This window comes from Okeania sp. SIO2B3, assembly GCF_010672525.1.
GTDB lineage: Bacteria > Cyanobacteriota > Cyanobacteriia > Cyanobacteriales > Microcoleaceae > Okeania.
Genome location: NZ_JAAHGH010000008.1, coordinates 339,016 through 353,594, shown reverse-complemented (window position 1 = coordinate 353,594; position 14,579 = coordinate 339,016). Strand labels below are relative to the sequence as shown.

Annotated in this window: 5 protein-coding genes; 4 read left to right on the top strand and 1 reads right to left on the bottom strand. The window is 35.8% G+C overall.

Features of this window, described 5'->3' with window-relative positions; genetic code table 11:
• Positions 1 to 315 precede the first annotated feature (315 nt).
• Positions 316 to 2,223 (top strand): molybdate ABC transporter permease subunit, encoded by a 1,908-nt coding sequence (gene modB / locus F6K15_RS10695; protein ID WP_293060573.1) that lies wholly within the window; start codon positions 316 to 318, stop codon positions 2,221 to 2,223.
• Positions 2,224 to 2,890: 667 nt separating this feature from the next.
• On the opposite strand, the gene F6K15_RS10690 is transcribed toward modB, so the two are convergent.
• Positions 2,891 to 8,188: an AAA family ATPase gene (locus F6K15_RS10690; RefSeq protein ID WP_293060571.1), complete on the bottom strand. Its 5,298-nt coding sequence runs from the start codon at positions 8,186 to 8,188 to the stop codon at positions 2,891 to 2,893.
• Positions 8,189 to 9,503: 1,315 nt separating this feature from the next.
• Here F6K15_RS10690 and F6K15_RS10685 point away from each other — a divergent pair.
• The 3 genes from F6K15_RS10685 to F6K15_RS10675 all read left to right on the top strand — a co-directional run bounded on the left by F6K15_RS10685 (position 9,504) and on the right by F6K15_RS10675 (position 14,074).
• Positions 9,504 to 11,399, top strand: coding sequence for a PAS domain S-box protein (locus F6K15_RS10685; RefSeq protein ID WP_293060569.1), 1,896 nt, complete (start codon positions 9,504 to 9,506; stop codon positions 11,397 to 11,399).
• Between the two features lie 819 nt (positions 11,400 to 12,218).
• Entirely contained in the window at positions 12,219 to 12,515 is a 297-nt protein-coding gene (gene fdxB / locus F6K15_RS10680; protein ID WP_293060567.1) for a ferredoxin III, nif-specific, read from the top strand.
• Between the two features lie 1,067 nt (positions 12,516 to 13,582).
• Positions 13,583 to 14,074: a helix-turn-helix domain-containing protein gene (locus F6K15_RS10675; protein ID WP_293060565.1), complete on the top strand. Its 492-nt coding sequence runs from the start codon at positions 13,583 to 13,585 to the stop codon at positions 14,072 to 14,074.
• Positions 14,075 to 14,579 lie beyond the last annotated feature (505 nt).

Genomic DNA, 14,579 nt, shown 5'->3' with positions numbered 1-14,579 from the left:
TTGATTAATCCCCCTCCCGTCCCCCGCAGGATCGGGGGAAAGCCAGAGGATGCTGCGCTTTTTGTTGAATGGGGATGCGCGGGGGCGAAGGCGAGAACCAAACAATCGCGTATTCATACTTCAATTCAGCAACGCCAGATTCTGAAACCTTTATATTACCCTGATAAAATTACTATTTTTGGAGAGGTGTATTAAAGTTCTGAAACAGAATAACCTCAACTTCAGATTGTCTTTCCTAGTTCCCAACCATTATTTTATCTACCACGAAATAATTAACCTAAAACCTAAAACCTAAAACCTTCTTCAGCATTAACAATGAACTTTGACCTATTTCCTGCTTGGATTTCTTTTAAAACTGCAGCAGTCACTACAGTTATTACCTTTTTCCTCGGTATAGCAGCAGCACGTTGGATGCTCGGATATCGCGGTAAAGGCAAAGGTATAATTGACGCCATTTTCACATCTCCTCTAGTATTACCCCCAACCGTAACAGGTTTTTTATTACTATTATTATTTGGTAGAAACGGCCCCCTTGGTCAACTACTCTCATCCATGGGGATAACATTGATTTTCACTTGGCCTGCCACTGTAATTGCAGCCACCGTTGTCTCATTCCCCCTGATGTACAGAACATCACTAGCAGCTTTTACTCAAATTGATACCAGTCTCCTTGCTTGTGCTAGAACTTTAGGTGCTTCGGAATGGACTGTATTTTGGCGAATTTTGTTACCCTTGGCAAAACCAGGAATTATTGCCGGGACATTATTAGCTTTTGCCCGGTCGCTCGGTGAATTTGGCGCTACTTTAATGTTGGCAGGTAGCATTCCTGGGAAAACAGAAACTATTCCGATAGCTATTTTCTTCGCTTCCGAAAGTGGGAATATGAATGAAGCGTTTGCCTGGGTGTTAGTAATTTTAGCCATATCTTTAGGAGTAATAACTGGTGTCAACTATTGGTCAGAATCTAAAATTAAAAAACGTAGAGCAAAAAAAACAGAAAAGCAAATTATAGATGTGCGTTCTGTACCCGTAGTCAAAACACAACCCTTGAGACTAAACTCCCGCACAAACTCACAAAGTCTATTAGTAGATATCCAGAAAAAATTGCCTGGGTTTCTCTTGGATGTTTGTTTCAATGCTAATAACAAACCATTGGGGTTATTAGGAGGGTCTGGTGCTGGTAAAAGTATGATTTTACGTTGCGTTGCTGGTTTAGAAACTCCCACAAGAGGACGAATTGTTTTAAATGGGCGAGTATTATTTGATTCGCAACAGAAAATTAATTTGCCCAGTCGCGATCGCCGTATTGGTTATCTATTTCAAAATTATGCTCTCTTCCCCCACATGACTGTGGCGCAAAATATTGCTTTTGGTTTGCCCAAAGGTCTATCATCCACAGAAATTAAACAACAAGTGGAAGCTTATCTATCCGCAGTGCAGTTACCAGGATATGGCAAACGATATCCAGGAGAACTTTCTGGGGGTCAGCAACAACGGGTAGCTTTAGCACGAGCATTAGCAAGTCAACCCGATGCTTTGTTGTTAGATGAAGCCTTTTCCGCATTAGATACCCACCTACGCCATCAGATTGAAACATTGGTTATTGCCACCCTAGAAAATTATCAAGGGGTGACTTTATTAGTAACTCACAACCTAGAGGAAGCTTACCGTATTTGTCAAAATCTTTTGGTTGTCGATGACGGAGTTATTCTGACTCACGGCCTCAAACATGACATTTTTGAATATTCTACCAGTGTAAGAGTTGCTCAGTTAACTGGTTGTAAGAATTTTTCTCAAGCAGTAATAATTGACAACCGAAAAATAGAAGCTATTGAGTGGGGATGCAGTCTTGATATCATCGAACCTATTCCAGAATCTTTTTCTTATGTTGGCATTCGTGCTCACCAGATTACTTTTAGTGAGGAGTCAAACAAACCTAATACTTTTCCTTGTTGGTTAGCAGCTATTAGTGAAACTCAACATCGAGTCACTTTGTACTTAAAATTATATCAACCTGCAAAAAATGCCTTTGACTACCATCTACAAGCAGAAGTATTTAAGGAAAAATGGCGTGAAATTAAAAATCGTTCTTTTCCTTGGCAGGTTTGTCTTCAACCCTCGCGTTTGTTGTTACTAGAAGGAACTATCACAGAAAGAAGAAGGAAGAAGGAAGAAGGAAGAAGCTGGAAGGAAGAAGGTGGAAGGAGAAAGGTTAATTATTGATATTCTCAGGAAGAAGGAGGAAGGAAGAAGGAAGAAGGAAGAAGGTTAATTATTGATATTCGGCGTTGGTAATTTGAGGTATGATATCATGTCCGGATAAAAGCTTTATAGAACTCCGTGACCTTTACCCGATGAAAAAACTTTCTCCTTCTATTCCTCTTTCTTCCCTCCTGATATCATGTTCGGACGGGTCAGTTATAAATAAAATTTTAGAACTGACAGTACCGAATAAATACTTAAATTATCTTGAAATACTTAAATTATCTTGATTTTTCTCCTTTCTTCCCTCCTGACTCCTGAGGACTGACTCCTGACTCCTCGCTCAGTTATTTATAAGTATTCAACCGAACATGATATGACTCCTGACTCCTGACTCCTCAGTAATTAAGATCAATATCATACACGCGCTTTACCAACGCCTGATATCAAGTCTCATTAATTAGCCATAATAAATTAGCTATTAGGACTTACGCAGATACGCTATATATACTGGTCAAAACTATTGTCCAATAGTTACTATACCCTATAAATAGTGCCTTTGCGTAAGTCCTGAGCTATCTTTAATCATCAGTCATCTTTAGATGACTTCTGCTTTGATCCTAGAAATTTATTTCTTGGCGGATGACATGGCTTTATCTTTTAGGGAGAGGTAATTATCAATTATCAATTATCCATTATTAAACCTTCTGCCTTCTTCAAGATGGTGGCAACGTTCGAGATAACAACAAACAGCTCGATCGCCCTCACCATATTCTAAGCATTCTTGAAATAGAGCTGCCGCTTCTAGAAACAACCCCTGATGATATAACAAAACTGCCCTTTCAAACTTCTCTTTCGTCGCGATTTTGACATTTCGTAATTCTAGCTGATCGGCAGAAAAAACTTCAAATAAACTAACCGCTTTAGCTTTTCCTTTAGCTCTCACCTTGTCAATAAATCTGAGGTCGTATGCCAAAGAATTATTTAAATTTTGCCAAGTTTTATCAGTAATTAAAAGTGAAACTCCATAAGTTTTTGTTAACCCTTCCACTCGCGAGGAGAGATTCACCGCATCCCCGATAACAGTTCCATCCATACGTCCAAACCCGCCCACAGTGCCTAAAATCAACCTGCCCGTATGCAAACCAATACCAATACGCAAGGGTAATAAATTATTTTGTTGTCGATATGAATTGTATATTTTCAACTCCTCCAGCATGGCGATCGCTCCTCGCAGTGCATCATCAGCAGAATTAGGAAATAAAGCCATAATCGCATCACCAATATATTTATCAATAAACCCACCATGAGCTTGAATTTGAGGTTCCATATAACCAAGATATTCGTTAATAAAAGCAAAGTTTTCTGCTGGGGTCATCTTTTCGGAGATAGTAGTAAAATCCCGAATATCGGAGAATAAGACCGTCATTTCCTGCTCCACTTGGTCTCCGAGTTTCACATCCACGATGCTATTTTTGTCTAAAAAGCTGAGAAACTGAGCTGGCACAAAACGCTGATAAGCCTGGTTTAATTTTGTAATATTATTATATAGTCGGGCATTTTCTAATGAAATTGCTGCTTGACTAGCAATAGTTCGTAACAGTGCCATGCGTTCTTTAGTAAAAGCTCCAGTAGTCAGGTTATTTTCTAGGTAAATAATACCCTGGAGTTTACCTTGATTGATTAAAGGAGTGCAGGCAATAGACTGACATTGATATTGTTGAATGTAGGCATCATCGGTAAAATTCCCTTCACGAGTAGCATTGTTCAAAACAATAGTTTTAGAAATCCGAGCAACGTAATACACAATTTTTGATGCCACCATTTTAAATTCAGATAGAGGAATAGACTGCAATAGCGAAACTTCCTCTGAGTCTTCTTCCTTAGTTGCTTCAATAAACAAACCTTCCCCATGAGCCAAAATTAATATTCCTCGTTGCGCTCCTGCATTTTCAATGAGAATATCCATTAAAGTTGCCAGCAATTTTTCCAAAACAATCTCACTAGAAATGGCAGTCGTAGATTTAATCACTGTAGCTAAATCTAAAAATTCAGTATCATTAGAACTGCTTGTACCCTGCTCCCATGTTGTATCAGACCTTTTGCTCTTGGAAATTTTTAACAATTGAGGATAGTTTTTTTCTAAGTGCTTGACTTTTGCTACTGCTCCCCATTGACTGTAGCAGTAATGTGCTTCCATCATGTAAACGGAAGCAATTCTTTCCTGCTGTCGGTCAAGATAAAATTTTGCTGCTAGTTCATTTGCCAGAGCTTCTTCTTGAATATACTCATTAGTCCTAGCTCCTGATATCGCCTTGTCATATAGCTCAATTGCTTCTGCCTTTTTTCCTAAAATTCGGCATTTTTCCGCCTCCACCAAATCTACTTTATGTTGATAATTCATTGGAGCATACTTTGCCCATTGCTGTTGCAGTTCCCTTTGATTTTCTGCCACTCGTTCCATCACATTTGGCATCTCGTTTTTGGCTTGACTCAAACTTGCTAAAGCAATCAAAGAGTCATAAAAATAAAATACTGGTTGAGTCACCATTCCTAGAGAAGTAACAACATACCTCTTTGTTTGTGCCACATAGTTTTGAAGAGATTCAATTTCTTCAAACAGATAACACAGCACCATCTTATATAAGTAAAAAATTGCTAACCCCAAAAAATCATTACCAGACTCCATTTGATGTATAAATTCGGCTTCTTGGTCTGCATTTCCAGATAAAATAGTTGGATATTTAGCAATTCCGAGTAAATTTAATGTTGACTGCCAACAACTGCGACACCAATTAGCTGCTACTAATTGATTCAATTGTACTAACCCATTAAAATAAGTATGAGATATTTTTTCCAAGGCGGCCAAAGGTTGATTAGACCAAAAAGATTGTAAACAAGAGGCATGAGCATTGTAGCCACCATATTCCAACTTTCCTACTTCTAAACCTATTCCATAACCTTCTTGCAAGGGAGAGACCGTTTCTTTGATGTGAGACTTACGATGTATAAGATAGAACATCACAATATTTATGATCAATGGCCTTACCCTTTTTAAATCTAGTTTTGAGACTACCTTTAGTGCTAGTTGACCAAACTTTACCCCAACATCAATATCTTGTAAGACATTACAAGCAAGAATACCATAGAAAGCATAAGCAAAAGCGGAAGCCTCAGTATTTCCATATTGAATAGATAGTTTAACTGACAAAGAAGTCAATAATGCATATAACAGAGATCCAGAAATGTAGGTAGATGAGATCATGCTATTGGCCATCTCCGCAATGGTAATTTTTTCTCTATTCTCCATCATTGGCAGATCAACCAAATCTTCTATTTCTCGATCGCCAACTAATAGGTAAACTTCGGAAACTGACTCTTTAATATAATCCTGTGTAGGTTTTTCGGGAAAAGTAACACCTAATTGCTGCAAAAATTGTTTGGCAATAGCAGTTGCTTCTACTAGGAGACTTCGGGTCTTATATGCTTGTATTCTAATTTGGTAAACATTCTTTTGTTCTGGTAAAGAGCGGGTATTGGCAATGACTATCTCAATTAGCTCTTCCATAACCTCAAATTCACCACGCAGAAAAGCCAATTCCGCTGCTAATTCATAGAGTTCTAAAGTCAGATCGTATTTTTGCGACCAACCATTTTCTGCCAACAAGGTCAACCCAATATTGGCATATTCACGACCTGCTTCGTAAGCATTGGCATCTTTAGCTTTGCGACAAGCAAGTAAGTTGAGTTGAGCTAATTCATCTCCCTCGGTTTGTTGGGTAATTAAAGCTGTTCCATAGTTTAGTTGGTTGACGAGTTCAAAAATATGTTCTTCTTTGGTTTCTGGGGATATCTTTTGTAACAGTACTTGTCCGATCTGATAATGAGTCTGGTTTTTTTGGTCATCAGGAATTAGAGCATAAGCAGCTTGTTGAATGCGGTCGTGACTGAATTTAAAAGATTGAATCAGAAGATTTTCATCTAATTCGGACTGGGGTAAAATTAAGTTGCGGTCAAGAGAAATTTTTAATAATTCAAAAGTTTCTTGGGCAGATTTTTTTCCTACCCAAGTGATAGTTTTTAAGTCAAATTCTGCTCCCAAACAAGCAGCAAGAGATAAAATTTCTTGGCTTGGTTTGGGTAATTTTTGCAGTTTACCAACCATAAATTCCACAACATTATCTGTTAAGCCCCTAGCCTTTATTACTTCTATATTCCATTCCCAAACCCTTGATTTATGATTAAATTTTAGTAATTCTTCGCTATATAATCCCTGTAAAAATTCATTTACAAAGAAAGGATTTCCTCCTGTTTTTTCCCTAACCAACCAGGCTAAGTCACAAACTTTTTCTGGATTTTGCTTCAAGGTATCACCAATTAGACAGGCAATTTGATATACAGGTAATTTTTGCAACTTAATTTTGTTAATTCCAGCCTGATTTTGCTTCAACTTTTTCAGAGAAATAGCCAAAGGATGACTTGCCAAAACTTCATTATCCCGGTAAGCTCCTAAGAGTAAAAGATATTTAGTTGCTCCTGATATTAATAGCCGTTCAATCAATGTCAAAGTTGCTAAATCTGCCCATTGTAAGTCATCAATGAATAGAGTTAATGGATGCTCATAATCACAGAAACAACTAATAAAGTCACCAAAAACAAGGTTGAAACGATTTTGTGCTTCATTGCCTCCTAATACGGTAACAGGAGGTTGTTTACCGATAATTAATTCTACTTCGGGAATAACATCAATGATTATTTGTCCGTTATTTCCTAATGCCTGCAATAATTTTTCTCGCCATACCTGCAACGTAGCTTTACTTTCTCCCAATAATTGCTCAATCAACCCGCGAAAAGCTGCCACAATTGCTGAATAAGGAATGTTGCGTTGAAATTGGTCAAATTTGCCGGAGATAAAATAACCCCGACGTTCGGTTATCGGTTTGAAAAGTTCCTGCACCAGGGATGATTTACCAATACCAGAATAACCGCTCACTAACATCAATTCTACTTTTCCTGTTTCCACAACTCTCTTAAATGTTTTCAGTAAAGTTGGTATTTCTTTTTCCCTACCATAAAGTTTTTGGGGAATTTGGAAGCGATCAGAAATATCCTGTTGACCTAGTGTGAAGAAATTAATATTTCCTGTTTCTTTTAGTTGTCGGCGACATTCTTCTAAATCTGCTTTTAACCCATCAGCACTTTGGTAACGATCCTCGGCATTTTTGGCCATTAATTTCATCACAATATCTGCAATTATTAGGGGTATTTTTATCTGGTTAGGTTTTTCTTGACTAATAATTGCTGGTGGATTTTTCGCCAGATGACAATGTATTAATTCCAAAGCATCGGAACTTTCAAAAGGCAGTTTTCCCGACAGCATTTCATAAAATGTTACCCCCAGAGAATAAAAATCTGTACGATAATCTAATCCTCTATTCATTCTACCTGTTTGTTCTGGGGAAATATAACCTAGAGTACCTTCTAAAACGTTAGGATTTTTTAGGGTAGGATTTTCCCTACTTAGTTGGGTAGCAATGCCAAAGTCGATTATTTTTAGTTCTTTAGTTTCGGGATTAAAAACGATATTAGCGGGATTAATATCTTTGTGAATAATATGTAGCTTGTGTATTTCTCCCAAACTCTCTGTAATGGCGATCGCCAGAAATAAAAATTCTTCAACAGAAAGCTCTTGGTGTTCTTCAAGCCATTGTTTGAGGGAAATTCCGCCAAAGTCTTCTAAAGCGATCGCATAACTTCTTTGATATTCTTCCAAGCTATATGCTTTAATAATACTTGGAGAGTCTAACTGGCAAGTAAGATGATATTCTTGTTTGTAACGTCTAATTTGCTCAGTGGTGGGATATTCTTCGTTGAGGAATTTGAGGATGACTGATTGGTTATTATCAAGTTTTTGGGCGCGATACACTTGAGAGTTTGTACCCTCATAGATTTGAATCAAATCTGCATATCCAGCAAGGACTACCATAATAATAAAGTGGAAAAAAAATTAAGTACTTTATTCATTTTATCTCAGTCATGATATAATTATTTTTGATCTAGATTTAATCAGGACTTAGTTATTCAATAATGAATAATGAATAATGAATAATGAATAATTACCTCTCCTTGAAAAGAAGAGGATTGACAAAGAGATGAAAATTTTTTTTTATTATCCCCTTAAAAGGGGAGGCTTTAAACCACAATTTTTCGGTAAAGCTTTTATCTAAAACTAAAAGCAATAGCTGATAGCTGACGGCTGTTAGCTCCGCATTCCGCAGGAAATGCTTACATTTTAACTAGCTATCAGCTTTTTCGTTCCAGAATGCTCCGCAAACAGTATTTAGCTGTCGCGCTCTCAAATTCAAGGGTTTACAGCGCTTTTGCTCATTGATAAACCACATCTTCACAAGCAAAATTTTGTAGGGACGTTCCATGGAAAGTCACTACTGTGGTCTACCGTGTAGGAAAACCGCTGTCAACCCTAAGACAGGGAAATGTTTTTCCCACTGTTGTTTGTTGCCTATTGCCTATTGCCTATTGCCTGCTATTGTGGTCTACCGTGTAGGAAAACCGCTGTAAGTCCCCCACGCTTATTTGAAAAAGCGCATGGTGCGCTTTTTATGGGGGTTTGAGTCCCCCATTATACACGCAACTAGAAGCTGATCGCTGATAACGTAGTTCCCACCATAGGAGGCTAGCTGAGTGCTGAGTGCTACTTCAACTGACAAGTGAGCTGAGGGAATACTTTGCATCAATTTTCTTAACTTTTCTACCTTCATGCTAAATTTAAACGACTTTTGAAAATTACTATTTTATAGTCTCAAATTCAGGAAATATTTTCAGTTTTGCTTAATATTTTTGTTTTACTTAATGTTTTTGATTACATCAAAAATCTTTAAATTTTTGTAGTTTTTTTTACAAAAAATAATAAATAAATCTCTATTAATTATAGATGCTTTAAGAGATTTTTTGTTCCCACTAAATCTAACTAAATAGGGGGATATAACAAAAAAAAAGCTTTAAATAGTCTTTTCTGACCTTGTAAAAATCCCTTTAAAGAAACTTTAGTATCCAGAATAACTGGATTAAATATTTATATTTGTATAGAATATCTTTAACAATCAGCAATAAATATTTACCTAAATATTGATATATTAGTAATCAATTTAACTAAACTCTAAGGTAGAAAAATTATATGCTCTGAATACTAATATAAGCATTTCATATATATATTTAAGCTAGTAATAATTAATGGACCAAAATTTAAGTTGCTAGATCAGAACTAGCTTCACATTTACAGGTTGCGAGCCAAAAAGCTACAAATAATTCTCAACCTGAAAGTGGAGTCAGAAATATTAGCATTGCATCAAAATTCAACCAGGAGTCACAAAAAAACAATGGAAGCTAATCAAGTTCTAAATCAATCTGATTATGAGAATTACCAGATAAATCAGATGGTAGCATCCTTCATTGAAAAAAATCACGATTTACAAAACTTAACTAGCCACGGTCAGGAAATAGCAGAACGTCGCTTACTAGAAGCAATACTGCGGAAAACCCTCAAAGAACTATCTGATATCAAATTTGCTATAGATCAAGCAGCGATCGTTGCCATTACAGACCAAAGAGGTATTATTCAATATGTGAATGATAAAGTTTATGAAATATCTCAATATTCTAGAGAAGAGTTAATTGGAAAAAGTCATCGTCTGCTTAACTCTAAATATCATCCCCCAAAGTTTTTTAAAGATTTGTGGTCTACTATTAGCTCTGGTCGTGTGTGGAGAGGGGAAATTAAAAATCAGGCTAAAGATGGTAGCTATTATTGGGTTAATACAACTATCGTACCTTTTTTAAACGACCTCGGACAACCTTATCAATACTTAGCCATTAGATTTGACATCACCGAACGCAAGCGAGTAGAAGAAGCACTACAAGAAAGTCAAAAATGCAACCATAGTCTTCTCCATGCTATTCCCGACTTAATGTTACGCCTTGACTCAAAAGGAGTTTTTCTCGACTTCTACCCATCAAAAGATGATGAAAATGCCCCCAAAGCATCAGAAGTACTCGGGAAAACTATAGAAGAAATATTTCCCCAAGATTTAGCTATTTGGACTCGACACTATTTAAAGCTTACTCTCAGCACTGATAAAGTGCAAGCAGCAGAATATTCTACTATTATTAATTATAACCTCTATCATTATGAAGCTCGTTATGTCAAAAGTGATAAAGATGAAGTCCTAGCAATTATTCGTGATATCACAGAACGAAAACAAGGAGAAATTGCACTACGAGAATCAGAAAAACGCGAACGAGAAAGAGCATTGCAATTAGAAAAAGCTTTAAAAGAATTGCAAAAGACTCAAGCTCAATTAGTACAAGCAGAAAAAATGTCTGGTCTAGGTCAAATGGTTGCTGGTATTGCCCATGAAATTAATAATCCAATTAGCTTTATATACGGCAATCTTCTTCATACAAATAACTACATTAGAGACTTACTACATTTACTGCATTTGTATCGACAAAACTATCAAGATCCAATTCCAGAAATTCAAGATTTTGCCGAAGAGTGTGAAGCAGATTTCTTGATTGAAGATTTGCCTAAAATGGTCAATTCAATGAATATAGGAGCTAATAGAATTAGAGAGTTAGTTTTATCTTTACGAAATTTCTCTCGCTTAGATGAAGCAGAGATGAAAAAAGTAGATATTCACTCTGGTATAGATAGCACTTTATTAATTTTACAACATCGTCTCAAAGCTACAGAAAAAAGACCAGATATAACTTTAGTTAAAGACTATGGAAATTTACCCAAGATTGAGTGTTATGCTAGTCAGTTAAATCAAGTATTTATGAATATTATTGCTAATGCCATAGATGCTTTTGAAGAACAAGAAGAACCAGGAATTATTACCATCAAAACAGAAATATCTCAAAAATCAGAACCAGGAATAAATCAAGATTTTGTTAAAATTTCCCTTTCTGATAATGGGCATGGTATTAACGAATCTGTTCAAAATCGCATTTTTGACCCGTTTTTTACAACCAAACCAGTGGGCAAGGGTACAGGTCTAGGACTATCAATTTCTCACCAAATTGTTGTCGAAAAACATAAGGGAGAACTGAGATGTATATCTAACCAAAATGAAGGTACATTATTTGAAATATTAATTCCAGTTAAGGCCGGAAATTGAAGAAGGTGTTCAACAATTAATAATTAATAATTAATAATTACCTCTCCTTGAAAAGGAGAGGATTTAAACCTTAATTATTCGGTAACTGTTAGGTCGTAGGTGTTATATCCGCCTCGTAGTTGGGCTTTAGCCCTCATATATGCATATATAGCAATGAGCGCTGGTATATTTACAAATTGCAGGAGGGGCCAAATAGCTAAAAGTCCTATATTATCAGTTTTTTTATTCCCCTCCTGGGAGGGGTTAGGGGTGGGTTGCCTGTTGCCTGCGCACAGCGCTATAAGTATTGCAAGGGCTAGAGCAAAAATACAAATAAAAACTTTATTATTACTATAAGTAATTAGGGTTTGCTGATTAAATCTAAAGTAAGTATTTCCTGCGGACTGCTGCGCAAACAGTTCTTAGCTTTTTAATAAATCAAGCAAGCATTCGTTTAACTTATATTACATTTTTAATCAGAGAATAAACCACGAGAACGATAAGTTTGGGTTCAATTCATACAACTCTGTGGCGGGAAATGTAAGTGTTTTTCAAGAGCTGATAACGCAGTTTCTCTGTAAGAAACTAGCTGACTCTGAATGCTGTTTGCGCAGCAGTCTGCAGGAAATGCTTACGTTTATAGGTATATTTATCTAGCAATAATTGCAAATATTTTCTAATAAATAAATACACAAAAAAAGCCATAATCAAATATTACAAAAAACCTGAAAAAAGTATAAAAAAATACTTTTTTACTAGAGTAAATAGCTATTATATAAAAAGATGGAACAAAGCAAACAAAACAAAACATTCAGTCTATTAATTTAAGGAGAAGAACCGATGGCAACATTAACAGCTTTAACTAAAGGTGGTACAGCTTGGACTCCTCAGTATGTCGAATCTATTGACATGAATAAGTGCCTAGGTTGTGGTCGTTGCTTTAAAGTTTGTCATAGAAATGTTCTAGAACTTAGACCCCTCAACGAACATGGAGAGTTTGTAGACGATGATGATGATGATGATGAAGTATTACGGAAAGTTATGACTATTGCTAATGCAGATGACTGTATCGGATGTGAAGCTTGCGCTAACATTTGTGGTAAGAAATGCTTCACTCATGCTGCTGCAGCTGTATGAGTTAGGAAGAATATCAACTCAGAAATATTAATATAGAAGTTTGTGGAGTATCAGCTTCAGGTGTATTAGTGAAATTATTCACCCAAAGTCTGAACTCCCTGACTTTTTTTGTGCAACTTTACTCTACAATGAATAGATGTTTAAGGTAGAAATGCTACGCAAATAACTGAGTAAGAAACACTTGATTACAGTCAAAAATTTACCCCTAATATCAGATCCGGTTGAATACTTATTATATAGTTGGGAGATATAGGGAGATGGGAAAATGTGGATAGAATGATAAACATATACTGTATAACCTGATTCTATATAAAAAGTTTCAGTCCTCAACAATGTCCTAACGTAATTCAGAAAAAGCTTGCTCTACAAAATACCACTACCATAGAAAATGGTATGGGTCAAGCTACTTAAATAAAACAGACATTACAGCGCTTTTCATATTGATGACCTTACGTCACAATCACGCGCCCAGTAGGGACGTTCCATGGAACGTCCCTACTGTGGTCTACTGTGCAGGAAAACTGCTGTAAGCATAGTGTGATTCTCCGCTATCTACCAGCATTCTACTTATATCAACAAGATTAAGTATCTACACATCTAAAGATGCGGAAGTCATTTTAGTGATTCTAACTATCACAGAATAAACTGTTAGTTATTTGACAGGAAAAGATTTTACAAAAAAGTAATATGTTGTTATTAGCAGTACAGTAGTGTCAAATAAAAATGAGACGGATAAATCCCTTATTTTTCAGGATTATATCAAGGTATAAGTGTCTCAATCTTAACTGGAATGACTATAACTATATATCTGGTAAGACAAACGTATGTCTTTTTTTCTCTTTATGGCCAGATTCACTGTTAAGAATACAAGCTTAAGTTAAATCCGGTTCTTCATGCTTTCTATAGAACTTCTATAGAAAGAAGTTTCTAGCGTAGCAGACTACAAGAGGTAAACTTTTGTCTGAATCTGGAGTCGTAGCTTATCTTCTCAATTTAGAGGGTGTCAAAAAGCGGATTATATATAGTGCAGCTAAGTTGCATTAAGTTGTTAAACTGAGGTAGCTGTTATGCCTGCTAAAGATTTTCTTAGTTCAATGCAAAAGAAAAGATTGCAAAAAGCCTTACAAGAAGGTAATTGCTCTCATTTCCGAGAACGAGTATTGATGTTACTTCTATTAAATGACGGAAAAACTTATTCAGAAATTTCTGCATTTATAGGTTGTTCTTATAGAACAGTTGCTTATTGGTGTGTACATGGAGACCCAGATCGATTAGATAGTTTACGAGATCGGCGAGAGCATGGTAACTTTCGCAAAGCTACAGATGAGTACATTCAGTTATTAATAGAAGTCAGCAAAAAATCTCCTCATCAATTCGGTTATGAATCTCAAAACTGGAGTGGAGAACGTTTAGCAAATTACCTGGCTCAAAAAACAGGAATAAAACTTAGTGGTACTCAAGTTAGGAGAATTCTTAAACAAAAAAATATTTACCTTCCAAGAGGTAGATTACAAGTTGGTCATCAAGTAAATACTACAAAAAACAAACTAGAATGTTAGGAATTTATCTAAATTTTGACAAGATGAATAGTTAATTTATGGGATTAAATGCGGACAAATAGAACTTAAAAATATTTGTTTGGCATTTATCCTTAATTTTTTTTATTATAAATTAGCAACAAAATAATAATTATAGTTATTAACTATTGCAAGTTAAATGTATAACTATAAAAATCCTATAATTACTCAATTATAAAAAATAAAAATAATATTAATTTGCTCATTATGAACATTTAATCTAAAAAATTTATGAAATATTAAATCTTATTATTAAAGCGTCAATATAAGCTCAAGTGAAAATACTTAAATCAACAACAAATAAAAGATTTGATATCTTCACTCCATGTATAGTTAGTTATATAGCAATCAGGACATCAATATGATTAATCAGTTAAATGAACTTACAAGATGAAGAGTAGTATAACTAACGAAAAACTGCTCAAAAGCAATCACAGGGGCGTGTTATGACTCATAAAATCACTGAAAACTGCACCTCATGTGCCAC